This window comes from Variovorax sp. SPNA7 (genome assembly GCF_033807855.1).
Classification (GTDB): Bacteria; Pseudomonadota; Gammaproteobacteria; order Burkholderiales; family Burkholderiaceae_C; genus Variovorax; species Variovorax beijingensis.
On record NZ_CP138513.1, the window covers coordinates 5,607,794 to 5,632,250 of the forward strand.

The following is a 24,457-nucleotide window of genomic DNA, read 5'->3' on the forward strand; positions in this document are numbered from 1 at the left end:
CCTTATTCAGCAGCGCCTTGCTCGGCGGCTTCTTCTTTAATTTCAGGACGGTCGACCAGTTCGACCAGTGCCATGGGTGCATTGTCGCCAACGCGGAAACCCATCTTCAGGATGCGGGTGTAGCCGCCCGGACGCGCTGCGAAGCGCGGGCCGAGTTCGCCGAAGAGCTTGACGACGCTGTCGCGGTCGCGCAGGCGGTCGAAAGCCAGGCGCTTGTTGGCAACCGTGGGCTTCTTGGCAAGCGTGATCATCGGTTCGATGACGCGGCGCAGTTCCTTGGCCTTGGGGACCGTGGTCTTGATGACTTCGTGCTCGATGAGCGAATTCATCATGTTCTGCAGCATCGCAAGGCGGTGCGAGCTGGTGCGGTTGAGTTTGCGGAGTCCGTGTCCGTGACGCATGGTGCTTTCCTTTACTTTATTAAACAGGCAGCCGTATCAGGTACTGCCCGGGCACGAGCCCTCAGGGGCTCAATTCAAAAATCAACGCTTGTCGAGACCGGCCGGCGGCCAGCTTTCAAGCTTCATACCCAAGGTCAGGCCGCGCGAGGCAAGCACTTCCTTGATTTCGTTGAGCGACTTGCGACCCAGGTTCGGGGTCTTGAGCAGCTCGTTCTCGGTGCGCTGGATCAGGTCGCCGATGTAGTAGATGTTTTCGGCCTTCAGGCAGTTGGCCGAACGCACGGTGAGCTCGAGCTCGTCGACAGGGCGCAGCAGGATCGGATCGAATTGCTGTGCGCTGCGCGGTGCCGGCGCATCGAATGCAGCCAGTTCGCCGCCTTCGAGCTGCGCGAACACGGCCAGCTGTTCGACCAGGATTTTAGCCGAGGCGCGCACGGCGTCTTCGGCGGTGATCGCACCGTTGGTTTCGATTTCGACCAGCAGCTTGTCCAGGTCGGTACGCTGTTCGACACGGGCGCTTTCGACCGTGTAGCTCACGCGCTTGACGGGCGAGAACGAGGCGTCCAGGACGATGCGGCCGATCGACTTGGTCGGCTCGTCGGCATAGCGGCGCATCGTGCCGGGCACGTAGCCACGGCCCTTTTCGACCTTGATCTGCATGTCGAGCTTGCCGCCTTGCGACAGGTGCGCGATCACGTGGTCGGGGTTGATGATCTCGACGTCGTGCGGGGTCTGGATGTCCGACGCCAGCACCGGGCCTTCGCCGTCCTTGCGCAGGCTCAGCGTGACTTCGTCGCGGTTGTGGAGCTTGAACACCACGCCCTTGAGATTCAGCAGGATGTTGACGACATCTTCCTGCACGCCGTCGATCGACGAGTACTCGTGCAGGACGCCGGCGATCGTGACTTCAGTGGCCGAATAACCGACCATCGACGACAGCAGGACGCGGCGCAGCGCGTTGCCGAGCGTGTGGCCGTAGCCGCGCTCGAAAGGCTCGAGCGTGACCTTGGCCTTGTTGGCGGCAAGTTGCTCGACCTGGATGGTCTTGGGTTTCAGCAGGGTGGTTTGCATGCAGACTTCCTCTCAATACCCCCGGCTCGTTACACCGGTAAGGCTGGTGAAGCACCCGTCGAGAGTGCCTCCCGATGGGAACAAAAAAATCAAAATCGGGCCGCGAAGCGCGGCCCGTTATCGTCTGTTTAGCGCGAGTACAGTTCGACGATCAGCGATTCGTTGATGTCGGCTGCGAATTCGTCGCGATCCGGCACCTTCTTGAAGGTACCTTCGGCCTTGTCGGCGTTCACTTCGACCCAGGCCGGGATACCGACTTGCTGGGCGAGCTGGAGCGCTTCGGCAATGCGGGTCTGCTTCTTCGACTTGTCGCGAACGGCGATCACGTCGCCGGTCTTCACCAGGTACGACGGGATGTTGACCGATTGGCCATTCACCGTGATCGCCTTGTGCGACACGAGCTGGCGTGCCTCGGCGCGCGTCGAGCCGAAGCCCATGCGGTAGACGACGTTGTCCAGGCGCGACTCGAGGATGAACAGCAGGTTGGCGCCGGTGTTGCCACGGCGGCGGTCGGCTTCTTCGAAGTAGCGGCGGAACTGCTTCTCGAGCACGCCGTACATGCGCTTGACCTTCTGCTTTTCGCGCAGCTGCAGGCCGTAGTCGGAGGTACGCTGACCCGAAGTGCGGCCATGCTGGCCGGGCTTGGAATCGAACTTGGCCTTGTCCTGGATGGAGCGGCGAGCGCTCTTGAGGAACAGGTCGGTGCCTTCACGGCGGGAAAGTTTGGCCTTGGGGCCGAGGTAGCGTGCCACGATTTTTCCTTTGTGTCATCTGCCGCAGTTGCCTGCGGGAGCCATCGGCGAGGACGCGGATGGCGGTGGGCTTAGTAAAAAAACAAATGCGCAGCCGCTCAAAAGCCGGCTGCGCCTTGCGGACTGACGATCAGATGCGGCGACGCTTCTGGGGACGGCAGCCGTTGTGCGGAACGGGCGTCACGTCGGCAATGGAATTGATCCGGATGCCGAGCGCAGCCAGTGCGCGCACCGACGATTCGCGACCGGGGCCGGGGCCCTTGATCTCGACGTCGAGGTTCTTGATGCCTTGTTCGACAGCAGCACGGCCGGCCACTTCGGAAGCCACCTGCGCAGCGAACGGCGTCGACTTGCGCGAGCCCTTGAAGCCCTGGCCACCCGACGAAGCCCACGACAGGGCGTTGCCCTGGCGATCGGTGATCGTGATGATGGTGTTGTTGAACGAGGCATGCACGTGGGCGATGCCGTCCGCAACGTTCTTGCGAACCTTCTTGCGAACGCGCTGTGCGGCGTTGTTTGCAGGTGCTTTAGCCATGCTGGTCTATCCTTATTTCTTCAGGGACTGCGCAGCCTTGCGCGGACCCTTGCGGGTGCGGGCGTTGGTGCGCGTGCGCTGGCCGCGCATCGGCAGGCCGCGACGGTGACGGAAGCCGCGATAGCAGCCGATGTCCATCAAACGCTTGATGTTCATCGTCGTCTCGCGACGCAGATCGCCTTCGATGGTGAACAAGGCGATCTGGTCGCGGATCTTTTCGAGATCGGCGTCAGTCAGGTCCTTGATCTTCTTCGAATATTCGATGCCGCTCGCTTCGCAGATCTGACGGGCGCGGGTGCGACCGATGCCGAAGATGGCGGTCAGGCCGATTTCAGCGTGCTTGTGCGGCGGAATGTTGATGCCAGCAATACGTGCCATGTGCGTCCTCTAATACTCTTCAATCAACCCTGGCGCTGCTTGTGGCGCGGGTCGGTGCAAATCACACGCACCACACCTTTACGGCGGATGACCTTGCAATTACGGCAGATGGTTTTGACCGAAGCCGAAACTCTCATTTCATTCTCCTAAAACTGTTTAACGTGGCGGTACACCGCCCACACCCAAATTCTCAATACTGAAACTCACAGCCCTACGATGTCTTGAAGTTGGCCTTCTTCAGCAGTGATTCGTACTGCTGGGACATCATGTAGTTTTGCACCTGGGCCATGAAGTCCATCGTGACGACCACGATGATCAGCAGGGAGGTACCACCGAAGTAGAACGGTACGTTGTACTTCAGGATCAGGAACTCGGGCAGCAGGCAGACGAAGGTGATGTACACCGCGCCGGCCAACGTCAGGCGAACCAGAATCTTGTCGATATAGCGAGCGGTCTGGTCACCCGGACGAATGCCCGGAATGAATGCACCGCTCTTCTTCAGGTTGTCGGCCGTTTCCTTGCTGTTGAACACGAGTGCCGTGTAGAAGAAGCAGAAGAAAACGATCGCAGCAGCGTACAGCAGCACGTAGATCGGCTCGCCCGGACGCAGTGCGCCGGCAATGTCCTTGATCCAGCCGAAACCACCCTCGCCGGTGCTGAACCAGCCGACCACCGTTGCGGGCAGCAGGATGATCGACGAGGCGAAGATCGGCGGAATCACACCGGCCATGTTCAGCTTCAAGGGCAGGTGCGACGACTGGCCGCCGTAGACCTTGTTGCCGACCTGGCGCCGCGCATAGTTCACGAGGATCTTGCGCTGGCCGCGTTCGACGAACACCACGAAGTAGGTGACCAGCACCACGATCGCGATGATGAACAGCGCAATGATCGGGTTCATCGCACCGGTGGTCACCAGCGAAGCGAGGCCGCCGATGGCTGCGGGCAGGCCGGCCGCGATACCTGCAAAGATCAGGATCGAGATGCCGTTGCCCAGGCCGCGTTCGGTGATCTGCTCGCCGAGCCACATCAGGAACATCGAACCTGCCGTGAGGCTCACCATGGCGGTCAGGCGGAAGCCGAGGCCGGGGGAGTTCACCAGTCCGGCCGAGGACTCGAGCGCCACTGCAATGCTGAACGACTGGAACAGCGCCAAGCCGAGCGCGCCATAGCGCGTGTACTGCGTGATCTTGCGGCGGCCGGCCTCGCCTTCCTTCTTCAATTGCTCGAAGGTCGGAACCACGTAGGTCATCAACTGCATGATGATCGACGCCGAGATGTACGGCATGATCCCCAACGCGAACACGGTGAAGCGCGACAGCGCCCCGCCCGAGAACATGTTGAACAGGCTCAGGATGCCGCCCTGCTGGCCCTGGAACAACGCTGCCAGCTGGTCCGGGTTGATGCCCGGCACAGGAATGTGCGCGCCGATCCGATAGACCACGAGCGCGAGCAGCAAGAAGACGAGCCGGCGACGCAGGTCGCCGAACTTGCCTGTCTTTGCGATCGTTGCCGCGTTAGTTGCCACGAAGAACTTCTTTCAGTCCAGTGTGATCAGGCGACGCTGCCGCCGGCTGCTTCGATCGCAGCCTTGGCACCAGCGGTTGCACCCACGCCCGTCAGCTTGACGGCCTTGGTGAGTTCACCGGTCTTGACGATCTTGACGACCTTGGCGAGCTGGCCCACGAGGCCGGCTTGCTTGAGCGCCAGGATGTCCACTTCGGCTAGGCCGAGCTGCTCGAGGGCAGTCAGCGTGACTTCGGCGTTGAACTTCAGCAGGTGCGACTTGAAGCCACGCTTGGGCAGGCGACGCTGCAGCGGCATTTGACCGCCTTCGAAGCCGACCTTGTGGAAACCGCCTGCGCGCGACTTCTGACCCTTGTGACCGCGGCCTGCGGTCTTGCCGATACCGGAGCCGATACCGCGGCCGACACGGCGCTTGGCGTGCTTGGCGCCAGCTGCCGGCTTGATGCCATTGAGTTCCATATCAGTCTCTCTTACAGAACTTTGACCAGATAACTGATCTTGTTGATCATGCCGCGCACCGCCGGGGTGTCCTGCAGCTCGCTCACGCTGTTGAGCTTGCGCAGGCCGAGGCCACGCACGGTCGCGCGATGCGATTCCTTGGTGCCAATCGGGCTCTTGACCAATTGCACCTTGAGGGTTTGTTGTTGCGTCGTCATTTGAATGCTTCCTTCAGCCTTGCGAGAGCTTGCGCTCAGGCGAAGATTTCTTCGACGGTCAGGCCGCGCTTGGCAGCCACTTCGGACGCGGTCGTCGAGTTCTTCAACCCGTCGAGCGTGGCGCGAACCATGTTGTAGGGGTTCGACGAACCATGGCTCTTGGCCACGATGTCGGTGATGCCCATGACTTCGAACACGGCGCGCATCGGACCGCCGGCGATGATGCCGGTACCCTTCGGGGCCGGGATCATGACCACCGAGGCAGCGCCCCAATGGCCCGTCACGCGGTGATGCAGCGTGCCGTTCTTGATCGAGATCTTGGCCAGGTTGCGACGGGCTTCTTCCATCGCCTTCTGCACGGCAGCAGGCACTTCCTTGGACTTGCCCTTGCCCATGCCGACGCGGCCGTCGCCGTCGCCCACGACGGTGAGTGCTGCGAAACCGAGGATACGACCACCCTTCACCACCTTGGTGACGCGGTTGATCGCGATCATCTTCTCGCGCAAACCGTCTTCAGGGCCTTCGTTCTGCGTTCTTGCTTGAATCTTTGCCATTTTGAATCTCGTGTCCGTTTAGAACTGCAGGCCGGCTTCGCGGGCAGCGTCGGCCAGCGCCTTGACGCGGCCGTGGTACGCGAAACCAGCGCGGTCGAAGGCGACCTTCTCGACGCCGGCAGCCTTCGCCTTTTCAGCGATGCGCTTGCCGATGGCCGTTGCAGCGGCGGCATTGCCGCCCTTGCCCGAACCGCCGAGTGCAGCGCGCACTTCGGCTTCGGCCGTCGATGCGGTGGCGATCACCTTGGTGCCGTCGTCGGAGATGACGGTGGCATAGATGTGCAGGTTGGTGCGGTTCACCGTCAGACGGGCCACACCCTGCGTCGCGATGCGGATGCGGGTCTGGCGCGAGCGGCGAAGACGCTGTGCTTTTTTGGTCAACATCATTTTGCTGCCCCTTACTTCTTCTTGGTCTCTTTGATCACGATCTTCTCGTCCGAATAACGGATGCCCTTGCCCTTGTAGGGCTCAGGCGGACGAACAGCGCGGATCTCAGCGGCGATTTGACCAACGCGCTGACGGTCAGCACCCTTGATCACGATTTCGGTCGGGGTCGCAGTGGCCACCGTGATGCCTTGCGGCATGTCGATGTTGACCGGGTGCGAATAGCCGACTTGCAGGTTCAACTTGTTGTTGGACGCTGCAGCCTTGTAGCCGACGCCGACCAGGTTGAGCTTCTTCTCGAAGCCCTTGGTCACGCCAACCACCATGTTGTTCACCAGCTGACGGATCGTGCCGCTCATCGCATTCGCTTCACGCGACTCGTTGGCGGGCTCGAAATTCAGCTTGCCGTCGTTGCTGACGACCTTGACCAGGGGATTGCGCGCGAGGTTGAGCGTGCCGCCCGTGCCCTTGACGCTGATCTGGTCTTCCTTGATCGACACATCCACGCCTGCGGGGATGGTGATCGGCATTTTTCCTACTCGGGACATTTCAGTTACTCCTCGATGTCTCGGTTAGGCGACGTAGCACAGCACTTCGCCACCGACACCGGTAGCGCGCGCCTTGCGGTCGGTCATCACGCCCTTGGGGGTCGTGACGATCGCGACGCCGAGGCCGTTCTGGACTTGCGGAATGGAAGCACTGGCCTTGTAGACGCGCAGGCCGGGACGGCTCACGCGCTCGATGCGCTCGATGACCGGGCGGCCAGCGTAGTACTTCAGGGTAATGACGAGTTCGGACTTGCCGTCTTCGGTCTTGACCTGGAAACCGTCGATATAGCCTTCGTCCTTCAGGACCTGCGAGATCGCGATCTTCACCTTGGAAGACGGGACCGACACAGTGGGCTTCGCCACCATCTGCGCGTTACGGATACGCGTCAGCAGGTCGGCAATGGGATCACTCATGCTCATGTTGTTTGCTCCTGCCTGGCTTACCAGCTGGCCTTGGTGACACCGGGGATGTCGCCATTGAAGGCCAGTTCGCGGATCTTGGCGCGGGCCAGACCGAATTGACGGAAGGTGCCACGGGGGCGACCGGTGATTTCGCAACGGTTGCGCTGGCGCGTGGGGTTCGCGTTGCGCGGGAGCTTCTGCAGGCCCAGGCGGGCAGCAGCGCGCTCTTCGTCGCTCTTCTTCACGTCGTTGGAAATTGCCTTCAGTTCCGCGTGCTTCGCAGCGTACTTGGCGACCAGCTTGTCGCGCTTGAGTTCGCGTTGGATCAGGGATTGTTTAGCCACGGTTCGCCTCAGTTCTTGAACGGGAAACGGAAACCAGCGAGAAGCGCCTTGGCTTCTTCGTCGGTCTTGGCCGTCGTCGTGATGCTGATGTTGAGACCGCGCAGGGCATCGACCTTGTCGTATTCGATCTCGGGGAAAATGATCTGTTCCTTGACGCCGATGTTGTAGTTGCCACGGCCGTCGAACGCACGGCCGGAAATGCCGCGGAAGTCGCGAACACGCGGCAGCGCGATGGTCACGAAACGGTCCAGGAACTCATACATCTGCACGCCACGCAGCGTGACCATGCAGCCGATCGGCTGGTTTTCGCGGATCTTGAAACCGGCGATGGCCTTCTTCGACTTGGTGACCACGGGCTTCTGGCCGGCGATCTTGGTCAGGTCGGCAACTGCGTTGTCCAGGACCTTCTTGTCGGCGACAGCTTCACCCACGCCCATGTTGAGCGTGATCTTGGTGAGGCGGGGGACCTGCATCGGCGACTTGTAGCCGAACTTTTCCGTCAGGTCTTTCGCGATCTTTTCGCGATAGTGTTGTTGGAGACGTGCCATGTGAGTACCTCTTAGGCGAACTTGATTTCGTCGCCGCTGGACTTGAAGACGCGAACAGCCACGCGCTTGCCGTCAGCACCCTGGGTGATCTTGATGCCCACGCGATCGGCCTTGCCGGTCGCGGCATTGAAGATCGCCACGTTGGATTGGTGGATGGGCATGGTCTTCTCGACGATGCCGCCGGTCGTACCCTTGAGGGGGTTCGGCTTGGCGTGCTTCTTGACGATGTTCACGCCCTCGACGACGAGGCGCGAATCATCCTTGCGCAGCGAGACGGTGCCGCGCTTGCCTTTGTCGCGCCCGGCCAACACGATGACCTGGTCGCCTTTGCGAATCTTGTTCATGGCGTTGTTGTCCTTAGAGAACTTCGGGGGCCAGCGACACGATCTTCATGAACTTCTCGGTGCGCAGCTCGCGCGTCACCGGTCCGAAGATGCGGGTGCCGATCGGCTCCAGCTTGGCGTTGAGCAACACGGCTGCGTTGCCATCGAATTTGACGAGCGAACCGTCGGCGCGACGGATGCCCTTGGCGGTGCGGACCACCACTGCGCTGTAGATCTCGCCCTTTTTGACGCGACCACGCGGAGCGGCTTCCTTGATGCTCACCTTGATGACGTCGCCCACGCTGGCATAACGCCGCTTGGAGCCACCGAGCACCTTGATACACAGGACGGACTTCGCGCCTGTGTTGTCGGCCACTTCGAGCCGGGATTCAGTTTGGATCATTGCTAGTAGTTCCCAACTTGTACCGATGCGCCTCCGGGAGGGAAACGCTGCGGTCAGTCTTGGGCCCGTCGTCTGCACCTCGAACCACTCGAGGCACTTCCGCTTTGGGCTGAAAGCTTCGCCTTTTTTGAAGCGAAGCCTGCGATTGTTGCACGCAGGCCAAGGCATGTCAACTGCCTTCTGAGATCGAAATGCACTGGAACTAGACTTGGCGGCGTGCGCCCCCCTGTTCCAGACCCTCGATCCGCCCCTACATCGCCCATGCGCCGCCGGCTGCTGGCGGGCGCAGGTGCCATGGCGGCGGGGCTCGCAGGGCTGGGATTGGGCGGCTGCCGCAGCCCGGCCATTCCGTCGGCGGGGCCAGAGCGGCTGCGCCGCCTTGCCGAGGAGCACTGGCCGCACCGGCTGAATATACAGGGCACGACCGCCGGCGGCCTCTCGGGCATCGACTATGACGCAGAAGGAAGTGAGTACCTGCTGCTCAGTGATGATCGGTCAGACCTTGATCCTTCGCGTTTCTATGTGGCGCAATGGGCGCCTCCCTGGGCGCAGCCGCCCGAGCCCAGGAGTGTCGTGCAGCTGCAACGCCCGGGCGGCGGCCCCTGGCCCGCTCGGCGCCGCGCCGACCCCGGCACCCCGGTTCCGGACCCCGAATCGCTGCGCCTGCGCCCAGGTGCCGGAACCCTGCTCTGGACAAGCGAAGGCGACGTCGGGCGGGGGTTCGGCCCGGCCTTGTACGAGTCGGCGCGCGACGGCCGCCTGCTGCGCGAGTTCGCGCTGCCGGCCATGTTCAACCCCGATCCGGCGCAGCGCCGCGGCCCGCGCGACAACCTGGGCCTCGAGGGCCTGGCGCTGACGCCCGACGGCCGCCACGCCTGGCTTGGAATGGAAAGCGCGATGCTCCAGGACGGCCCGGTTCCGACCACGCGTGCGCCGGGCGGTCCCTGCCGGCTGACCCGGATCGACCTGGAGACCGGCCGGGCCACGCGCCAGATCGCCTATGTTCCCGATGCGATCCCGCTGCGGCCGCTCGTTCCCGGCAGCCATGCCGACAACGGCATCAGCGAGATCCTGATGCTCGACGCCGACCGCATGCTGGTGCTGGAGCGCGCCTATGCGACCGGCGCCGGAAACTCGCTGCGCCTCTACGAGATCGATACCCGCAACGCCACCGACGTGCTGGCCATCGATGCACTCGATGCAGGCAACCACCGCGCCGCGGCGAAGACCCTGGTCGCCGACTTCGCCTCGCTCGGCCTTTCGCGCCTCGACAACACCGAGGGCATGTGCTGGGGACCGCCGCTGCCGGACGGCAAGCGCATGCTGGTGGTCGTGAGCGACGACAATTTCAACCCGCTGCAGACAACCCAGTTCGCGGCATTCGAATACACCGACCGACCATGACCATCGCCGTCACCTTCCTGCCCCGCACCGCACCGCCGCCGCTGCCTCCGATCGCCTTCATCGGCGGCGGCAACATGGCCAGCGCCATCATCGGCGGCCTCATCAAGCAGGGTACGCCCGCCGGCACCTTCGAGGTGGTCGAGCCCTTCGAGGAAGCCCGCACCAAGCTCGCGCAAGCCTTCGGCATTGCCGCCCATGCCGAAGCCGGCGACGCCCTTTCGCGCTGCGCCGTGGTGGTGTGGGCGGTCAAGCCGCAGACTTTTGCGGACGCCGCCGCCCCGGTGCGCGCGTTCGCGGCCAACGCACTGCACCTGAGCGTGGCGGCCGGCATTCCGTCGGGCAGCATCGCGCGCTGGCTCGGCAGCGAACGCGTGGTGCGCGCCATGCCCAACACGCCGGCGCTGGTGGGCCAGGGCATGACCGGCCTCTATGCGCGGGCCGCGGTGGACGCCGCCGACCGCGCGCTGGTCGGGCAGCTGCTGGCGCCGACCGGCGAGCTGCTCTGGGTCGACGACGAAGCCGCGCTCGACGCGGTGACGGCCATGTCAGGCTCCGGCCCGGCCTATGTGTTCTATTTCATCGAAGCGATGACCGAAGCCGGCGTCGAGATGGGCCTGCCGCTCGAGCAGGCGCAGCGCCTGGCCATCGGCACCTTCACCGGCGCCTCGGCGCTCGCGCACAGCGCCACCGAGCCGCCATCGGTGCTGCGCGAGCGCGTGACGTCGAAGGGCGGCACCACCCATGCGGCGATCACCTCGCTCGAGGGCGCCGACGTCAAGGCGAAGTTCAAGGCCGCCATCCGCGCGGCGCAGAAGCGCGCCGCCGAACTGGGCGACGAATTCGGCCGCGCCTGAGCCTCTTCAGGCCGCCAGTGCGCGCGGCCCGAGGAAGACCAGCCACTCGGCCGCCAGCGTGACGGTGCCGTCCTCGAGTTCGAGCAGCACCGCCTCCTTCAGCAGGAAGCTCTCGCCGGGCTTGGGCGTCACCTCGAGAATGCGCACACGCGCCCGGAAGCGCGCGCCGACCGGCATCGGCCTGACGAAGCGCAAGCGGTCGAATCCATAGTTCAACGCGTGGTTCGCATCGAAGGGCAGCAGCGTCCGCATGGCCTCGCCGGTCAGCCGGATCAGGTGCGACACCTGGAAGAAACCCGGCACGATCGTTCCGCCGTAGTCCGCCTCGCGGGCGGCGCGCTGCGGATCGAGGTGGATCCATTCGCCCTCGCCGTCGCCCGAGAGCGCCGCGTACCGGTCGACCATCTCCTGCGTGATGAGGTGCCATCCGGACAGGCCTTCCTGGCCGATCTTCTGCGTCAGGCGGTCGAGCATGTGCGTCCTGTCTGTCTAGCTAGCGAATGGCGTAGCCCGCCGCGATGCCGGCAAACACGGTGAAGCCGAGCCAGTGGTTCAGCCGGAAGGCCTTGAAGCAGCCGTCGCGCGTGCGCTCGCGGATCAGCCGCCAGTGCCAGGCGGCCTGTCCCGCGGCCACGGCGATCCCCGCGAAGAACGGGGCACCCAGCGACCGGCTCGCACCGGCCCAGCTCCAGACCGCCAGGAAGATCGCGTAGCTCAGCATCACCGCCGCCACGTCGAAGCGGCCGAAGGTGATGGCGGAGGTCTTCATGCCGATCTTCAGGTCGTCGTCGCGGTCGACCATCGCGTACTCGGTGTCGTAGGCCAGCACCCAGAACAGGTTGCCGGCCAGCAGCCAGGCGGCGAACACGGGCACGGTGGCTTGCACCGCCGCAAAAGCCATCGGAATGCCGAAGCTGAAGGCAATGCCGAGCACCGCCTGCGGAACCGATACGAAGCGCTTGGCGAAGGGATAGGCCAAAGTGATGGCCAGCGCCGCGAACGACCACAGGATGGTGAGCCGGTTGGTCGTGAGCACCAGCCCGAAGGCCGGCAACGCCAGCACCGCGCCCAGCACCAGCGCCTCCCTGACCGACACCGCGCCGCTGGTCACCGGCCGCTGGGCGGTCCGCTTCACGTGGCGGTCGAAGTCGCGGTCGGCCACGTCGTTGACGCAGCAGCCTGCGCTGCGCATCAGGATGGTGCCCAGCACGAACACGCCCAGCAGGTGCCAGCCGGGCCAGCCCTCGGCTGCGAACCAGAGCGCGCCCAGCGTGGGCCACAGCAGCAGCAGCCAGCCGGCGGGGCGGTTCCAGCGGATCAGGTCGAGATAGAGCGCAAAACGGCGGGCAAGCATGCGGCGGGCAAAAAAAGAGCGGCCATTGTGCCGCTCCTGGGTTCCCGTGCTCGGGCGATCAGTCCTCGAGCAGCGAGCGCAGCATCCAGGCGGTCTGGTCGTGCACCGTGCAGCGCGCGGTCAGCATGTCGGCCGTCGGGTCATCACCGGCCTCTTCGGCCACGGGGATGAATTCGCGCGCGATGCGCGACACGGTTTCATGGCCCTTGACCAGGATGCGCACCATCTCCATCGCCTTGGGCGGGGTCGGGGGCACGTCGGGCACGGTGGCGATCTTGCTGAACTCGGCATAGGAGCCCGGCGCATAGTGGCCCAACGCACGGATGCGCTCGGCAATGATGTCGGTGGCGCCCCAGAGCTCGGTGTACTGGCCCATGAACATCGCATGCAGCGAGTTGAAGTGCGGCCCCGTCACGTTCCAGTGGAAGTTGTGGGTCGTGAGGTAGAGCGTGTAGGTGTCGGCCAGCACGCGGCTCAGGCCTTCGGCAATGGCGGCGCGGTCCTGCCGCTCGATGCCGATGTTGATGAGGGGCGCATTGCGGCTGCCGGATTCCTGCGCCACCACGGCACCGCCCTTCTTGGGCACCTTGCCGGACGACGAGGGCGACGATGTTTTCTTCGATGCTTTGGCCATGGCTGGAAACTCTTTCTTCAGGTTTTGCGGAGACACCGTTATTCTGAAAGCCGACCCGCGGCTTCGCAACAGCGCCACTCTATCCCGGCGATCAACGAATTCGAACGGCCGCCGCGTAGGCCAAGTTCGCGTCTTTCCTCCTACGACAGCCGCTTCACGCCCGGCAGCTCGCACGCATAGATTGCGTTGCGCAGCGCCGCGATCGCCTCGTAGCGCGTGAAGGTGCGGCGCCAGGCCAGCACCACGCGCCGCGTCGGCGGATCGCGGTCCTGCGCGTCGCGCACCGGCAGGTAGCGCACCATCTGCTCGGGCTCCTTGCGCCCCTTGACCTTGGGCTTGAGCGCTTCGGCCGGCACCGACAGGCGCGGCACCAGCGTCACGCCCATGCCCGACGCCACCATGTGCTTGATGGTCTCGAGCGACGAGCCCTCGAAGCTCTTGCGGATGCCCTCGGCATTGCTCGAGAAGCGCGCGAACTCGGGGCAGACCTCGAGCACATGGTCGCGAAAGCAATGGCCGGTGCCCAGCAGCAGCATGGTTTCGTTCTGCAGCTCTTCCGAAGTGATCGACTCGCGGTCGGCGAACTTGTGCTTCACGGGCAGCGCCGCCATGAAGGGCTCGTCGTAGAGCGGCGCCATGGCCAGGCCGGTGTCGGGGAAAGGCTCGGCCATGATCGCGCAGTCGATCTCGCCGGCACGCAGCATCTCGAGCAGCTTGGCGGTGAAGTTCTCCTGCAGCACCAGCGGCATCTGCGGCGTGCGCGCAATCACCTGGCGCACCAGGTCGGGCAGCAGGTACGGGCCGATGGTGTAGATCACGCCGAGGTTCAGCGGGCCGGCCAGCGGGTCCTTCCCGCGCTTGGCGATCTCCTTGATGCTGGCGGCCTGGTCGAGCACGCTCTGCGCCTGCTGCACGATCTGCTCGCCGAGTGGCGTGACGGTGACTTCGCCCGCGCTGCGCTCGAAGAGCTTGACCTCGAGTTCGTCCTCGAGCTTCTTGATGGCCACCGAGAGAGTGGGTTGGGAGACGTAGCAGGCCTCGGCGGCCTTGCCGAAGTGCCGTTCGCGGGCTACTGCGACGATGTATTTGAGTTCGGTGAGAGTCATAGCTTGCGTCAATTATGCGCAAGCGTTCCTGACCAAGCGCTGCATGGGGTTGCCTTTCGGCCGAGGAGCGCCACCGGTCGTCGCTGGCGCAGCGAACAGGCCTATGCCTTCAGGTACTCCGCCTTGGTGCCGAGCCAGCGGTCGATGTGGCGCTGGGCCAGGTCGGGGTGCTTGTCGAGCATCAGCGGCGCGAGTTCGCGCGCCCAGGCGAGCAGCATCGTGTCGGTGCTGAGGTCGGCAAAGCGCAGCAGCGGCGCGCCCGACTGGCGCGCGCCCAGGAATTCGCCGGGGCCGCGGATCTCGAGGTCGCGACGCGCAATCTCGAAGCCGTCGCCGGTTTCGGCCATGGCCTTGAGCCGGGCGCGGGCCGCTTCGCCGACGCGGCCGCTGTCGCCCGGCGCGTAGAGCAGCACGCAGGCCGAAGCTGCGGCGCCGCGCCCCACGCGGCCGCGCAGCTGGTGCAACTGCGAGAGCCCGAAGCGCTCGGCGTGCTCGATCACCATCAGCGAGGCGTTCGGCACGTCCACGCCCACCTCGATCACCGTGGTGCTCACCAGCACCTGGATCTCGTTGGCCGTGAAGGCCGCCATCACCGCCTGTTTCTCGGCCGTGGGCATGCGCGAATGCAGCAGCCCGACATTGACGGCCGTGCCGAGCGCATCCGCGAGCTCGTCGCGCGTCTCGGTGGCATTGCGCAGGTCGACCGCTTCGCTCTCCTCGATCAGCGGGCAGACCCAGTAGACCTGCCGGCCCTGCGCGATCTGCGCCTGGATGCGGTCGATCACCTCGTCGCGCCGGTGGTCGGCCACCAGCTTGGTGACGATGGGCGTGCGGCCCGGCGGCAGCTCGTCGAGCGTGGAAACGTCCAGGTCGGCGTAGTAGCTCATCGCCAGCGTGCGCGGGATCGGGGTGGCGCTCATCATCAGCAAATGCGGCTCGAGGTGGCCGACGGCCTTGCCGCGCAGCGCGAGCCGCTGCGCCACGCCGAAGCGGTGCTGCTCGTCGATGATCGCCAATGCGAGGTTCTTGAAGCGCACCTTCTCCGAGATCACGGCATGGGTGCCGATGACCAGCGCGGCCTCGCCGCTCTCGACCGCGGCCGACATCGCGTCGCGCTCCTTCTTCTTCTGGCTGCCGGTGAGCCAGGCCACGCGCAGGCCGCGCTCGGCCAGCAGTGGATCGAGCCAGCCGACCAGCTTGCCGAAGTGCTGGGCCGCGAGGATTTCGGTCGGCGCCATCAGCGCGCACTGGAAGCCCGCGTCGATGCAGCGCGCCGCCGCAAGCGCCGCCACCACCGTCTTGCCCGAGCCCACGTCGCCCTGCAGCAGCCGGTGCATCGGGATCTCGCGGCCGAGGTCGCGCGTGATTTCCTCGCCCACGCGCTGCTGCGCGCCGGTCAGGCCGAAGGGCAGCACCGCGAGCAGCTGCGCATGCAGCGAGCTCGCCTGCGGCTCGGCCGAGGAAGGCAGCATCGGCGCCCGCTGCGCCGCGCGCTCCAGCCGCGCCTGCAATTGCGAGAGCTGCTGCGCGAGCAGTTCTTCCGCCTTGATGCGCTGCCATGCCGGATGGCTGTGGTCTTCGAGCGTGGCCATGGCCACGTCGGGCGTCGGGTAGTGCAGGAAGGTCAGTGAACTGCGCAGGTCCCAGGCGCCGCGCCATCCGATCTGCACGGGAATCGTCTCGTCGAGCACTGCGCGCGCCAGGCCCGAGCGCACCTCGCGCCGGAGCACCGGCTGCGGCAGCCCGGCAATGGTCGAGTAGACCGGCGTCAGTGCCTGCGGCAATGCCGTGCCGGCCGCCTTGACGGTGGGATGCATCATCTGCCGCCCGACGAAGCCGCCGCGCATTTCGCCCCGCACGCGCACGCGCGCGCCGACGGCCAGCTGCTTCTGCTGCGAGGGATAGAAATTGAAGAAGCGCAGCTGGCAGGTGTCGCTGCCGTCGTCGATGGTGGCAATCAGCTGCCGGCGCGGGCGGAACACCACCTCGCATTCGGTCACCACGCCCTCGACCTGCGCCATGTCGCCGTCGCGCGTGTCGGCCAGGCGCACGATGCGCGTCTCGTCCTCGTAGCGCATCGGCAGGTAGAGCGCGAAGTCGATGTCGCGCACCAGGCCGAGCTTGCGCAGCGCGCGCTGCACGGCGCTCAGCCCGGCACCGGGCGCGGCCGGGGCGGCAGCGGGCGGGCTTGTGGTCTTTTCGGGCGGCACGGACTTCGCGGAAGCGGGCATGGGACAATTCTGCCCGGCTCCGGCCACACGTCTCACTCATCTTCCATGCCTCCTTGGCACGGGCCCGTCCGGCCCTCAAGCACCATGCGCGCCTTCACGCTTTCCGATTTCGATTTCGACTTGCCGCCCGAGCTGGTGGCGCAACACCCGGCCCCCGAACGCACGTCCTCCCGTCTGCTCGACGGCACCGGCAGCACCCCGGCCGACCGCATCTTCAAGAGCCTGCCCTCGCTGCTGCGCGCGGGCGACCTGCTGGTCTTCAACGACACGCGCGTGGTCAAGGCGCGCCTGTTCGGCGAGAAGCCGACCGGCGGCAAGCTCGAACTGCTGGTCGAACGCGTGCTGCAAGGTAACGAAGTGGTGGCGCACATGAAGGTCAGCAAGAAGCCGCCCGTGGGCACCACGCTGCAGATGGTCGGCGGCTTTCGCGCCACGCTGCTGGGCCGCTGGCCGGAGGAAGACGGCGCGCTGTTCCGCTTCGCTTTCGAGAGCGACGCCGGCGAAGACCCCTACGCGCTGATGGCCCGCTGCGGCCACGTGCCGCTGCCGCCCTACATCACGCACGGCGATTCGGCCGACGACGAGCGCCGCTACCAGACCGTGTTCGCGCGCGTGCCCGGCGCCGTGGCTGCGCCGACCGCCGCGCTGCATTTCGACGAAGGCCTGCTGGCCGAACTCGAAGCGCGCGGCGTGCAGCGCGCCAGCGTCACGCTGCACGTGGGCGCCGGCACCTTCCAGCCGGTCAAGACCGAGAACATTGCAGAGCACACGATGCACGCCGAGCGCTACGAAGTGCCCGAGGCCACGCAGCGCGCGATTGCCGACTGCAAGGCCCGCGGCGGCCGGGTGGTCGCGGTCGGCACCACCACCGTGCGCACGCTCGAATCGTGGGCCAGGAGCGGCGAGGCCACGGGCGACACGCGCATCTTCATCACGCCGGGCTTCGTGTTCGAGCACGTCGACCTGCTGGTCACCAACTTCCATTTGCCGAAGAGCACGCTGATGATGCTGGTCTCGGCCTTTGCGGGCTATGAACACGTGATGGCGCTCTATGCCCACGCCATCGCGCAGCACTACCGCTTCTTCAGCTACGGCGACGCCATGCTGCTGGCGCGCGCTCCCAGGTGAAAACCAGCAGCGCCATCCGCTCTTCGCTGGCCGCGCTCGCATCCGGATGCGCGCTGCTGCTGCCCCTGGCCGGCCATGCGCGCGGCTACACGCCGCAGGGCCTGTGCGGCGGCTATGCGCGGCTCGACATCGGCAGCCCCGCAGGCACCTGCGTCGCGCTGCTGGCCGACGAGGCCCAGGGCCTGCGTGCGCCCCGGCGCATCCTCGAGGTGGCGCCGGGCCGCTACTGGGTCGTCGACATGGGCTCGTGGGAGCCACGCCGCGGCCGCCTGCTCGAGATGGTGCTGCCCACCGAGGGCCCCGCGCCGCGGCGTGCGCGCTTGAGCGTGCTGGCCGAGCAGCTCGACCGGCCCCTGGGTCTCGTCGCCGGACCCGACGGCAAGATCTACATCGGCGAGTCGGGCACGATCTGGCGCACGCCGGTTCCTTCTTCGCCCGGCGGCGCGCTGCAGCGAGAAACGGTGATCGACGGCCTGCCGGGCGACGGCACGCATCCGCTCAAGGAACTGGCCTTCGGACCGGGCGGGCGGCTCTACGTCAACGTCGGCTCCGACTCCGATGCCTGCCGCGATGCGTCGTTGAAGCAATACCCGCTGCCCTGCCCCGACCTGGCCGGGCCGAAGCCGCGCGCCGCAGTGTACGAGGCCGTGCTCGCCGGGCCGGACCACAGGCTGCAGAGCTTCAAGCCCTTTGCCACCGGCCTGCGCAACTCGGTCGCCTTGACCGTGCTGCCGGACGGCCCCGCCAAGGGCACCGTGCTGCAAGGCGAGAATTCCATCGACTACGAAGACGTGGGCCAGCCGCCCGAAGAGCTGAACCGGCTGCAGGCCGGGCGCGACTACGGCTGGCCCTATTGCGTGGGCAACCGGCGGCCCGCGCGCGGCTACGAGAACCGGCAGGGCTGCAAGGCCACCGAGGCGCCGCTGATGCTCTGGCCTGCGCACGCCGCGCCGCTGCAGATGATCACCGGGCCCGCGGACAGCCGCTTCGCGGGCCAGCTGCTCGTCGCCTGGCGCGGCCACCAGCCGCCCGGCCACCGCGTGGTGGGCTACAAGCTCGATGCACGCGGCCTGCCGTCGGGCAAGCCGATCGAATGGCTCGCCGGCTGGAGCCCCAAGGCCGGCGTGCGCCCGATGGGCCGGCCCACCGGCATCACCGTCGACCGGCAGGGCCGCCTGCTCGCCGTCGAAGACTTCAACCGTACCATCCTGATGCTGCTGCCGGACACCGGCGCCGCCCCCCAGAAATGACCGACACCACGTCCTCCCTGCCGCGCCTGAAGTTCGAACTTCTCAAGACCGATCCCGCGAGCCACGCGCGCCGCGGCACGCTCACGCTCAACCATGGCGTGGTGCAGACGCCGATCTTCATGCCCGTGGGCACCTATGGCACCGTCAAGGGCGTGATGCCGCGCAGCCTCGAGGAAATGGGCGCGCAGATCATCCTGGGCAACACCTTCCACCTGTGGATGCGCCCCGGCCTCGACGTGATGGCCAGCTTCGGCGGGCTGCACCAGTTCGAGAAATGGAACAAGCCGATCCTCACCGACTCGGGCGGCTTCCAGGTCTGGTCGCTGGGCGCGATGCGCAAGATCAGCGAGGAGGGCGTGAAGTTCGCCTCGCCCGTCAACGGCGACAAGCTGTTCCTCACGCCCGAGGTCTCGATGCAGATCCAGACCATCCTCAACAGCGACATCGTGATGCAGTTCGACGAGTGCACGCCCTACGACACCAAGGGCCACATCACGACCGAGGCCGAGGCGCGCATCTCGATGGAGCTGAGCCTGCGCTGGGCCAAGCGCTGCCAGCACGAGTTCGCGCGGCTTCAGAACCCGAACGCGCTGTTCGGCATCGTGCAGGGCGGCATGTTCGAGAACCTGCGCGAGGAATCGCTCGCGGCGCTGGTCGACATGGACTTTCCGGGCTACGCCATCGGCGGCGTGAGCGTGGGCGAGCCCAAGGAGGAGATGCTGCACATCATGGGCCACACGCCGCACCGGCTGCCCGCGAACAAGCCGCGCTACCTGATGGGCGTGGGCACGCCGGAAGACCTGGTGCAGGGCGTGGCCGACGGCGTCGACATGTTCGACTGCGTGATGCCCACGCGCAATGCGCGCAACGGCACGTTGTTCACGCGCTTCGGCGACCTGAAGATGCGCAATGCGCGCCACAAGAACGATCCGCAGCCCATCGACCCGAGCTGCACCTGCCATGCCTGCGCGGGCACCTCGGGCGTTTCGTGGAACGATGGCGGGCGCGAGGGCTTCAGCCGCGCCTACCTGCACCACCTCGACCGCTGCGCCGAGATGCTCGGGCCGATGCTCGCCACCATCCACAACCTGCACTACTACCTGAACCTGATGCGCGAGATCCGCGAATCGCTCGAGGCGGGCACCTTCACGGAATTCCGCGCGCGCTTCAAGTCGGAGCGCGCGCGCGGCGTCTGACGCGGGCGCGTGCCACGCACGCCCGCACCGGCCATTCGCCGGAAACCATGCGCCGGGCGGCGTCCCCTCGCACGGCAGGGGCACGCCCATCCGGTACGCTTGCCGACCGTGTCCATCGCCGCTGCCGTATTCACATGACCGACGCATCATCACTTTCGTCCTACACCGCCCGCTATCCCTCGCTGGCCGGCCGCACCGTCTTCATCTCCGGCGGTGCGAGCGGCATCGGCGAGGCGCTGGTGCGGGCCTTCCATGCGCAGGGCGCGAAGGTCGGCTTCTGCGACCTCGACACGGCCGCCGGCAGCGCGCTCGCGGCGCAGCTGCAGGGCGACGCACCCGCACTGTTCATCGCATGCGACGTGACCGACACGGCGGCGCTCGCGGCCACCATTGCCGCGGTGCGCGCGCAATTCGGCCCGGTCGGCGTGCTGCTCAACAATGCCGCCAACGACCGCCGCCACGAGATGGCCGATGTCACCAGCGATGACTTCGACCGCCTCGTGGCCGTCAACTTCAAGCACCAGTTCTTTGCCGCGCAGGCCGTGGCCGACGACATGCGCGCGCTGGGCGGCGGCTCGATCATCAACTTCGGCTCGATCAGCTGGATGATCAAGGGCCGCGGCTACCCGGTCTACCAGGCCTGCAAGGCGGCCGCGCGCGGCCTCACGCGCTCGCTGGCGCGCGACCTGGGCAAAGAGAACATCCGCGTCAATTCGATCGTGCCGGGCTGGGTGATGACCGAGCGGCAGATCAGGCTGTGGGTCAAGCCCGAGTCCGCCGCGGAGATCGATGCGGCGCAATGCCTGCCGGGGCGCGTGATGGCGGAAGACATCGCCGCGATGGCGCTGTTCCTGGCCGCCGACGATTCGAAGATGTGCACCGCGCAGGACTACGTGGTGGATGCGGGCTGGACATAAATAGGCTCGCCCCCAGTCTTCGCGCACTTCGTGTCGCTACGCCAACCCCCTACCGGGGGCAACACCAGCGGCCCGGCGAAGCCGGTTCCGCGGTGTTCCTGGAAATTCCTTTTTCGGCAGAAGCCGCCTTTATTTAGTCGCGCAGTTCGGCTGGCAGCGTGCCGCCATTGGCGGCGATGCGAGTCATCACCTGCTTGTGCAGGCCGATGTTCCATTCGGCCGAACCCGGTTCGCCGTTGCTGTAGAGAATTTCGCTAGCCAGTTCCTTGCGCGCGGCGAGGCTGCTGTCCAGGCCCAGCAACTTGAGCAGGTCGACGATCGAGGTGCGCCAGTTCAGGCCGGCGGCACCAGGCATTGCGTCCAGGACGGCGGGCACGTCGCCCAGTGGGATCGCAGGCGGCGGTGCGACAGCGGCCGGCGCGCCGGGTGCAGCCGCCGGCGGTGCGGCGACGACTTCAGCGGCGTTGGCCGACGGAAAAATCTTGGAAAAAATCTTGCCGAAAATGCTCATGGGTGTGCTCCGTCAATGTGAATGGGAAAACCCGCGGCACGGCGTTGCGTGACGCAGCCCGGGGTTGTAGCACGACCGTGCGGCGCTTTCGCTACGTGGCCGGCTGAACCGGCGCGCCCGGCGTGACCGATTGCGCAGTGCCGGTCACAGATGTGTGCGGCGCCTGCGTTGCGGCCGCGGCGGTGCCGCAGGCATGGCAGAACTTCGAGAACGCGCTCTTGCGCGTCTCGCACTGGCCGCAGTGGTCGAACAGGCCGATGCCGCAGTGCGGGCAGAAGTCGATCTCGTCGTTCTTCAGGTCCACCGGGCGTTCGCAGCCGGGGCACACGCCCTTGCCGAGCCGCGCGAGCGCGACGTCGTAGCTGAGCTCCTCGCGCCGCACCTGGTCGGGCTGCTGCTCGGCGAGCTTCTGGCGCGCGAGGTAGGCGTTGAGCGCCACGATCGCATAGCGCCCGACGAGCACCGTGACCAGAATGCCCACCACGTAGCGCACATAGCCGCCGTAGCTCGGCAGGTAGGGCACCAGCTCGACGAAGAAGGCGAACAGCGCAAAGAAGATGAAACCCCAGACGAAGGGCCAGTAGGTGCTCTTGCGCTTCTTTGCGAACAACCAGCCGGCCACGACCAGCAGCGGCAGCGTGAGCGCAAGGCGGTAGGCGAACACGCGCAGTTCGACGCGGCGGTACTCGGCGTCGAGCTTTTCGCGCGCATCGCGTTCCAGCAGCGACAGCGCCTCGCGGGCGCGCTGCTCGGCCTGGCGCGCGTCGAGCACGATCTGCTGCTGCGCATTCACCAGGTGCTGGACCTCGTCTTCCTTCTGCTTGAAGGCATCGAGCGCCTTGGTGCGTGCGATCAGCTCCGTGTCCTGGTCGGGCTGCGCGGTTGCACGCCGCGTGGCGATCCAGTTGCCGAAAGTCTCGCGCGCGTTGGCACTGGCCTGCCGCGCGGCGCTCTGCTGCAGGCGGACCTGCTCCAGCTGTCGCGTCGCCTGCAGCTCGGCGGCCTCCGATGCCTTGATCGTGCTGCGCAGCGGCTCGGCCGCGGGGCGATCGATGAAGTCGTCGAGCTCGAGCGCCCGCTCGACCTGCGGCAGGTCGTCCACGATGGCGCCGCCGAGCCCGATCAGGAAGCTCGCGAACGCCAGCGCCACGAGCCAGAGCCCGCGGCGAAACCATTTTTCGGACAGACGCAGTGACTTGCTCATTTCATTCTTTCGGTAGGAGAGAGATTTCTTATTGCAGCTTGAACGCCACCGGCGCCGCGCCGAGCCCCGCGCGCGGCATCCATGCGAACACCGAGTCGACCGTCACCGTCTCGATGCGGTCCGAGAACCGCTTCTCGTTCGGATGGTCGTCGAAGGCCACGTTGGCCGAGCCCACGCGGCCGCCCAGGCGAGTGAGCGGGCCGAGCCTGAGCGCGGTCGGCTCGTAGCCCTTGAACTGCATCCACGCCTGCGCCTGCGTGCGGCTGCCGATGGTGGCGGGCTCCATGGCCGCGGCCAGCGTCTCGACCGCCCACTGGTTCGACTGCTGGTACTTCTGGCCCCAGGCGTAGCTCACGATGCTGTAGGGCGCGATGTTCAGCCGCACGATGCGCGCGGGCGGCTCGTGGAGCGCGGCCAGCAGCTGCGCCTGCACGGCGGGCGTGGGCACGACCCAGGCGGCTTCGTAGCGCCAGAGGTCGTCGAGGAAGAATTCGCCGAGCCCCTGGCGGTAGACCGCGGCCACCGAGGTGCCGCACTGGTTGAGCTTGTGCACCACGCGCCATGGACCCTCGTCGGTCTTGTAGGCGATGCCCAGGTGCGAATAGCGCAGGCCGTACTTGCCCAGGTCCTGCCCGGCGCGCGCCAGCAGCACGACGCGCGCGCCGCTGGCATCGAGCTGGTGCGAGGTGCGCTCGGCCAGCTGCATGCCCTTGACGATCAGCTCGGCGGTCGGCCTGGCCTGCTCGCAGGAGCGGCCGGCCTGCGCCTGCAGCGGCAGCGCCGCCACGAGCGCCAGCAGGAGCGCAGGAAAGACCGCGCGCTTCACGACAGCCTCTCGTTGTGCAGCAGCGCGCGGCCGATGGCATTGGGCACGAAGGCCAGCACCTCGCCCGCGGCCGACAGCACGACGCCGCTGCCGATCACGCTGACCAGGACGCCCGTGCCCACCGCCGCCGACACGCCGTTGGCGGCGCGCCCCATCACCTTGACGCTGGCGCGCGCACCGTCCGAGGCACGCTCCAGCAGGTAGACGGTGCCATCGGCCGAGGCCTCGACCGCCACCACCGTGAGCATCGAGCCACCCACCGAAAGCGCGGCAGGCAGCGCGACCACGGCCGCCGCGGAGGCGCCCATCGCCGAAGCGGCACCCACGACCGAGGCCACCGGCAGCAGCGAGAGCGCGGCCGAAGCCTCGCTCTGCGCCTGGGCATGAAGGGGCAGCGCGGCGCCCGCGAAGGCGGTGCAGGCGGCAACCAGAAGCGCGGCAACGGATTTTTTCATGACGGTCTTTCGTGGATGGATGATGAAGAAGAAGGCGGCGCTCATTCGGCCGAGCCGGCGGCAGCGGCTTCCTGGCGGGCGGCGCGGCGGCCTTGCAGGCGCGCGTCGATCAGGTCGGCTTCGTGGCGGTCGCGCAGGGTCTTGGCCAGCGTGAAGGCCGAGCTGATCAGGAACAGCCAGCTCACACCCAGGAAGGCCTTGTAGGCGTCGTTGATCTCCATGCGGACCAGGCCCCAGCCGGTCAGGCCCATCGCAGTGAAGAAGCTGCCCCAGACCACCAGGCGCCACATCGGCACGTCGCGGCTCGCCGTGCCGCCGGCGGTCGCTGGCTGGCTGTCGCGCACGAACTTGGCCAGCATGAAGGCGGTGCTCAGGCAGAACACATAACCCATCACCATGAACGCACGGTCCAGCGCCTCGCCCGGCAGCCAGCTCAGGCCGGTGGCGCACAGGAACACGGCGGTCGCGAACGAAGCCCAGACCTGGAACTGCCAGGCCCGCGTGTCGCGCTGGATCGAAACGGTGGTGGAAGGGAAGGTTTGCATGAGTGCCTCGCGGCGTAGT

General features: G+C 66.3%; 33 protein-coding genes. 6 read left to right on the forward strand and 27 right to left on the reverse strand.

Annotated elements, in window-relative coordinates; translation table 11 throughout:
* Positions 1–2: 2 nt before the first annotated feature.
* The 17 genes from rplQ to rplN all read right to left on the reverse strand — a co-directional run bounded on the left by rplQ (position 3) and on the right by rplN (position 8,823).
* On the reverse strand, positions 3–401 hold the full coding sequence (gene rplQ / locus RZE77_RS26305) for a 50S ribosomal protein L17 (RefSeq protein ID WP_015867792.1): 399 nt from the start codon (positions 399–401) through the stop codon (positions 3–5).
* Between the two features lie 81 nt (positions 402–482).
* Complete coding sequence (locus RZE77_RS26310; RefSeq protein WP_009124827.1) at positions 483–1,472, reverse strand: DNA-directed RNA polymerase subunit alpha; 990 nt, start codon at positions 1,470–1,472, stop codon at positions 483–485.
* A 128-nt stretch (positions 1,473–1,600) separates the two neighbouring features.
* A complete protein-coding gene (rpsD, locus tag RZE77_RS26315) occupies positions 1,601–2,224 on the reverse strand; it encodes a 30S ribosomal protein S4 (protein WP_013544104.1) in 624 nt (207 codons plus the stop codon).
* 130 nt (positions 2,225–2,354) lie between these two features.
* The gene (rpsK, locus tag RZE77_RS26320) at positions 2,355–2,759 is read right to left on the reverse strand and encodes a 30S ribosomal protein S11 (protein WP_009124825.1); all 405 of its coding nucleotides are present in this window, start codon (positions 2,757–2,759) and stop codon (positions 2,355–2,357) included.
* Positions 2,760–2,771: 12 nt separating this feature from the next.
* On the reverse strand, positions 2,772–3,137 hold the full coding sequence (gene rpsM, locus RZE77_RS26325) for a 30S ribosomal protein S13 (protein ID WP_013544105.1): 366 nt from the start codon (positions 3,135–3,137) through the stop codon (positions 2,772–2,774).
* A 23-nt stretch (positions 3,138–3,160) separates the two neighbouring features.
* Positions 3,161–3,274, reverse strand: coding sequence for a 50S ribosomal protein L36 (rpmJ, locus tag RZE77_RS26330; RefSeq protein WP_013544106.1), 114 nt, complete (start codon positions 3,272–3,274; stop codon positions 3,161–3,163).
* A gap of 74 nt (positions 3,275–3,348) precedes the next feature.
* Positions 3,349–4,662, reverse strand: coding sequence for a preprotein translocase subunit SecY (secY, locus tag RZE77_RS26335; RefSeq protein WP_319439929.1), 1,314 nt, complete (start codon positions 4,660–4,662; stop codon positions 3,349–3,351).
* Positions 4,663–4,688: 26 nt separating this feature from the next.
* The gene (rplO, locus tag RZE77_RS26340; RefSeq protein ID WP_015867794.1) at positions 4,689–5,120 is read right to left on the reverse strand and encodes a 50S ribosomal protein L15; all 432 of its coding nucleotides are present in this window, start codon (positions 5,118–5,120) and stop codon (positions 4,689–4,691) included.
* A gap of 11 nt (positions 5,121–5,131) precedes the next feature.
* The gene (gene rpmD, locus RZE77_RS26345; RefSeq protein ID WP_009124818.1) at positions 5,132–5,317 is read right to left on the reverse strand and encodes a 50S ribosomal protein L30; all 186 of its coding nucleotides are present in this window, start codon (positions 5,315–5,317) and stop codon (positions 5,132–5,134) included.
* Between the two features lie 35 nt (positions 5,318–5,352).
* A complete protein-coding gene (gene rpsE / locus RZE77_RS26350; RefSeq protein ID WP_015867795.1) occupies positions 5,353–5,871 on the reverse strand; it encodes a 30S ribosomal protein S5 in 519 nt (172 codons plus the stop codon).
* Positions 5,872–5,889: 18 nt separating this feature from the next.
* Positions 5,890–6,255 carry a 50S ribosomal protein L18 gene (gene rplR / locus RZE77_RS26355; RefSeq protein ID WP_021012927.1) on the reverse strand — a complete coding sequence of 122 codons (366 nt, stop codon included), beginning with the start codon at positions 6,253–6,255 and terminating at the stop codon, positions 5,890–5,892.
* Between the two features lie 14 nt (positions 6,256–6,269).
* Entirely contained in the window at positions 6,270–6,803 is a 534-nt protein-coding gene (rplF, locus tag RZE77_RS26360) for a 50S ribosomal protein L6 (protein WP_013544111.1), read from the reverse strand.
* Positions 6,804–6,827: 24 nt separating this feature from the next.
* Complete coding sequence (gene rpsH / locus RZE77_RS26365) at positions 6,828–7,223, reverse strand: 30S ribosomal protein S8 (protein ID WP_021012928.1); 396 nt, start codon at positions 7,221–7,223, stop codon at positions 6,828–6,830.
* Between the two features lie 20 nt (positions 7,224–7,243).
* A complete protein-coding gene (rpsN, locus tag RZE77_RS26370) occupies positions 7,244–7,549 on the reverse strand; it encodes a 30S ribosomal protein S14 (RefSeq protein WP_021012929.1) in 306 nt (101 codons plus the stop codon).
* Positions 7,550–7,557: 8 nt separating this feature from the next.
* Positions 7,558–8,097 carry a 50S ribosomal protein L5 gene (rplE, locus tag RZE77_RS26375; protein WP_013544114.1) on the reverse strand — a complete coding sequence of 180 codons (540 nt, stop codon included), beginning with the start codon at positions 8,095–8,097 and terminating at the stop codon, positions 7,558–7,560.
* Between the two features lie 11 nt (positions 8,098–8,108).
* On the reverse strand, positions 8,109–8,441 hold the full coding sequence (gene rplX, locus RZE77_RS26380; RefSeq protein WP_319439930.1) for a 50S ribosomal protein L24: 333 nt from the start codon (positions 8,439–8,441) through the stop codon (positions 8,109–8,111).
* Between the two features lie 13 nt (positions 8,442–8,454).
* Entirely contained in the window at positions 8,455–8,823 is a 369-nt protein-coding gene (gene rplN / locus RZE77_RS26385) for a 50S ribosomal protein L14 (RefSeq protein ID WP_009124801.1), read from the reverse strand.
* Positions 8,824–9,084: 261 nt separating this feature from the next.
* On the opposite strand from rplN, the gene RZE77_RS26390 reads away from it, so the two are divergent.
* Together RZE77_RS26390 and proC are read left to right on the forward strand one after the other, a co-directional pair.
* Positions 9,085–10,227: an esterase-like activity of phytase family protein gene (locus tag RZE77_RS26390; RefSeq protein ID WP_319439931.1), complete on the forward strand. Its 1,143-nt coding sequence runs from the start codon at positions 9,085–9,087 to the stop codon at positions 10,225–10,227.
* Positions 10,224–11,081, forward strand: coding sequence for a pyrroline-5-carboxylate reductase (gene proC, locus RZE77_RS26395; RefSeq protein WP_319439932.1), 858 nt, complete (start codon positions 10,224–10,226; stop codon positions 11,079–11,081). Before RZE77_RS26390 ends, proC begins: the two co-directional genes overlap by 4 nt.
* A gap of 6 nt (positions 11,082–11,087) precedes the next feature.
* Here the strand turns inward: proC and RZE77_RS26400 are convergent, their stop codons facing one another.
* The 5 genes from RZE77_RS26400 to recG form a co-directional block, all read right to left on the reverse strand.
* Positions 11,088–11,555: a MaoC/PaaZ C-terminal domain-containing protein gene (locus tag RZE77_RS26400; RefSeq protein WP_319439933.1), complete on the reverse strand. Its 468-nt coding sequence runs from the start codon at positions 11,553–11,555 to the stop codon at positions 11,088–11,090.
* Between the two features lie 19 nt (positions 11,556–11,574).
* Positions 11,575–12,435: a 4-hydroxybenzoate octaprenyltransferase gene (gene ubiA / locus RZE77_RS26405; protein ID WP_319439934.1), complete on the reverse strand. Its 861-nt coding sequence runs from the start codon at positions 12,433–12,435 to the stop codon at positions 11,575–11,577.
* Positions 12,436–12,493: 58 nt separating this feature from the next.
* Positions 12,494–13,069: a Dps family protein gene (locus RZE77_RS26410; RefSeq protein WP_319439935.1), complete on the reverse strand. Its 576-nt coding sequence runs from the start codon at positions 13,067–13,069 to the stop codon at positions 12,494–12,496.
* Between the two features lie 140 nt (positions 13,070–13,209).
* Positions 13,210–14,175 carry a LysR substrate-binding domain-containing protein gene (locus RZE77_RS26415; protein WP_124959023.1) on the reverse strand — a complete coding sequence of 322 codons (966 nt, stop codon included), beginning with the start codon at positions 14,173–14,175 and terminating at the stop codon, positions 13,210–13,212.
* Positions 14,176–14,276: 101 nt separating this feature from the next.
* Positions 14,277–16,406 (reverse strand): ATP-dependent DNA helicase RecG, encoded by a 2,130-nt coding sequence (recG, locus tag RZE77_RS26420; RefSeq protein ID WP_319439936.1) that lies wholly within the window; start codon positions 16,404–16,406, stop codon positions 14,277–14,279.
* Between the two features lie 84 nt (positions 16,407–16,490).
* Here recG and queA point away from each other — a divergent pair, with 84 nt between their 5' ends.
* From queA to RZE77_RS26440, 4 genes are all read left to right on the forward strand, one after another.
* Positions 16,491–17,534 (forward strand): tRNA preQ1(34) S-adenosylmethionine ribosyltransferase-isomerase QueA, encoded by a 1,044-nt coding sequence (gene queA, locus RZE77_RS26425; RefSeq protein ID WP_319439937.1) that lies wholly within the window; start codon positions 16,491–16,493, stop codon positions 17,532–17,534.
* Complete coding sequence (locus tag RZE77_RS26430) at positions 17,531–18,784, forward strand: PQQ-dependent sugar dehydrogenase (protein WP_319439938.1); 1,254 nt, start codon at positions 17,531–17,533, stop codon at positions 18,782–18,784. Before queA ends, RZE77_RS26430 begins: the two co-directional genes overlap by 4 nt.
* Positions 18,781–19,980 carry a tRNA guanosine(34) transglycosylase Tgt gene (tgt, locus tag RZE77_RS26435; protein ID WP_319439939.1) on the forward strand — a complete coding sequence of 400 codons (1,200 nt, stop codon included), beginning with the start codon at positions 18,781–18,783 and terminating at the stop codon, positions 19,978–19,980. The genes RZE77_RS26430 and tgt overlap by 4 nt, the downstream gene beginning before the upstream one ends.
* 134 nt (positions 19,981–20,114) lie before the next feature.
* Positions 20,115–20,897 (forward strand): SDR family NAD(P)-dependent oxidoreductase, encoded by a 783-nt coding sequence (locus RZE77_RS26440; RefSeq protein WP_319439940.1) that lies wholly within the window; start codon positions 20,115–20,117, stop codon positions 20,895–20,897.
* Between the two features lie 133 nt (positions 20,898–21,030).
* On the opposite strand, the gene RZE77_RS26445 is transcribed toward RZE77_RS26440, so the two are convergent.
* From RZE77_RS26445 to RZE77_RS26465, 5 genes are all read right to left on the reverse strand, one after another.
* A complete protein-coding gene (locus RZE77_RS26445; protein WP_015867813.1) occupies positions 21,031–21,408 on the reverse strand; it encodes a DUF3597 domain-containing protein in 378 nt (125 codons plus the stop codon).
* Positions 21,409–21,499: 91 nt separating this feature from the next.
* The gene (locus RZE77_RS26450; protein ID WP_319439941.1) at positions 21,500–22,612 is read right to left on the reverse strand and encodes a serine endopeptidase; all 1,113 of its coding nucleotides are present in this window, start codon (positions 22,610–22,612) and stop codon (positions 21,500–21,502) included.
* Between the two features lie 28 nt (positions 22,613–22,640).
* On the reverse strand, positions 22,641–23,438 hold the full coding sequence (locus RZE77_RS26455) for a DUF2145 domain-containing protein (protein WP_319439942.1): 798 nt from the start codon (positions 23,436–23,438) through the stop codon (positions 22,641–22,643).
* Positions 23,435–23,893: a hypothetical protein gene (locus tag RZE77_RS26460; protein ID WP_319439943.1), complete on the reverse strand. Its 459-nt coding sequence runs from the start codon at positions 23,891–23,893 to the stop codon at positions 23,435–23,437. The genes RZE77_RS26455 and RZE77_RS26460 overlap by 4 nt, the downstream gene beginning before the upstream one ends.
* Positions 23,894–23,934: 41 nt before the next feature.
* Entirely contained in the window at positions 23,935–24,438 is a 504-nt protein-coding gene (locus RZE77_RS26465) for a YiaA/YiaB family inner membrane protein (protein WP_319439944.1), read from the reverse strand.
* Positions 24,439–24,457: the final 19 nt, after the last annotated feature.

Bases quoted from the DNA above. Each gene is read 5' to 3' on its own strand.
- rplQ (WP_015867792.1), bottom strand. From the start codon at position 401: ATGCGTCACGGACACGGACTCCGCAAACTCAACCGCACCAGCTCGCAC.
- RZE77_RS26310 (WP_009124827.1), bottom strand. From the start codon at position 1,472: ATGCAAACCACCCTGCTGAAACCCAAGACCATCCAGGTCGAGCAACTT.
- rpsK (WP_009124825.1), bottom strand. From the start codon at position 2,759: ATGGCTAAAGCACCTGCAAACAACGCCGCACAGCGCGTTCGCAAGAAG.
- rpsM (WP_013544105.1), bottom strand. From the start codon at position 3,137: ATGGCACGTATTGCTGGCATCAACATTCCGCCGCACAAGCACGCTGAA.
- rpmJ (WP_013544106.1), bottom strand. From the start codon at position 3,274: ATGAGAGTTTCGGCTTCGGTCAAAACCATCTGCCGTAATTGCAAGGTC.
- rplO (WP_015867794.1), bottom strand. From the start codon at position 5,120: ATGGAACTCAATGGCATCAAGCCGGCAGCTGGCGCCAAGCACGCCAAG.
- rpmD (WP_009124818.1), bottom strand. From the start codon at position 5,317: ATGACGACGCAACAACAAACCCTCAAGGTGCAATTGGTCAAGAGCCCG.
- rpsE (WP_015867795.1), bottom strand. From the start codon at position 5,871: ATGGCAAAGATTCAAGCAAGAACGCAGAACGAAGGCCCTGAAGACGGT.
- rplR (WP_021012927.1), bottom strand. From the start codon at position 6,255: ATGTTGACCAAAAAAGCACAGCGTCTTCGCCGCTCGCGCCAGACCCGC.
- rplF (WP_013544111.1), bottom strand. From the start codon at position 6,803: ATGTCCCGAGTAGGAAAAATGCCGATCACCATCCCCGCAGGCGTGGAT.
- rpsH (WP_021012928.1), bottom strand. From the start codon at position 7,223: ATGAGCATGAGTGATCCCATTGCCGACCTGCTGACGCGTATCCGTAAC.
- rplE (WP_013544114.1), bottom strand. From the start codon at position 8,097: ATGGCACGTCTCCAACAACACTATCGCGAAAAGATCGCGAAAGACCTG.
- rplX (WP_319439930.1), bottom strand. From the start codon at position 8,441: ATGAACAAGATTCGCAAAGGCGACCAGGTCATCGTGTTGGCCGGGCGC.
- rplN (WP_009124801.1), bottom strand. From the start codon at position 8,823: ATGATCCAAACTGAATCCCGGCTCGAAGTGGCCGACAACACAGGCGCG.
- RZE77_RS26390 (WP_319439931.1), top strand. From the start codon at position 9,085: ATGCGCCGCCGGCTGCTGGCGGGCGCAGGTGCCATGGCGGCGGGGCTC.
- proC (WP_319439932.1), top strand. From the start codon at position 10,224: ATGACCATCGCCGTCACCTTCCTGCCCCGCACCGCACCGCCGCCGCTG.
- RZE77_RS26400 (WP_319439933.1), bottom strand. From the start codon at position 11,555: ATGCTCGACCGCCTGACGCAGAAGATCGGCCAGGAAGGCCTGTCCGGA.
- ubiA (WP_319439934.1), bottom strand. From the start codon at position 12,435: ATGCTTGCCCGCCGTTTTGCGCTCTATCTCGACCTGATCCGCTGGAAC.
- RZE77_RS26410 (WP_319439935.1), bottom strand. From the start codon at position 13,069: ATGGCCAAAGCATCGAAGAAAACATCGTCGCCCTCGTCGTCCGGCAAG.
- RZE77_RS26415 (WP_124959023.1), bottom strand. From the start codon at position 14,175: ATGACTCTCACCGAACTCAAATACATCGTCGCAGTAGCCCGCGAACGG.
- recG (WP_319439936.1), bottom strand. From the start codon at position 16,406: ATGCCCGCTTCCGCGAAGTCCGTGCCGCCCGAAAAGACCACAAGCCCG.
- queA (WP_319439937.1), top strand. From the start codon at position 16,491: ATGCGCGCCTTCACGCTTTCCGATTTCGATTTCGACTTGCCGCCCGAG.
- tgt (WP_319439939.1), top strand. From the start codon at position 18,781: ATGACCGACACCACGTCCTCCCTGCCGCGCCTGAAGTTCGAACTTCTC.
- RZE77_RS26440 (WP_319439940.1), top strand. From the start codon at position 20,115: ATGACCGACGCATCATCACTTTCGTCCTACACCGCCCGCTATCCCTCG.
- RZE77_RS26445 (WP_015867813.1), bottom strand. From the start codon at position 21,408: ATGAGCATTTTCGGCAAGATTTTTTCCAAGATTTTTCCGTCGGCCAAC.
- RZE77_RS26450 (WP_319439941.1), bottom strand. From the start codon at position 22,612: ATGAGCAAGTCACTGCGTCTGTCCGAAAAATGGTTTCGCCGCGGGCTC.
- RZE77_RS26460 (WP_319439943.1), bottom strand. From the start codon at position 23,893: ATGAAAAAATCCGTTGCCGCGCTTCTGGTTGCCGCCTGCACCGCCTTC.
- RZE77_RS26465 (WP_319439944.1), bottom strand. From the start codon at position 24,438: ATGCAAACCTTCCCTTCCACCACCGTTTCGATCCAGCGCGACACGCGG.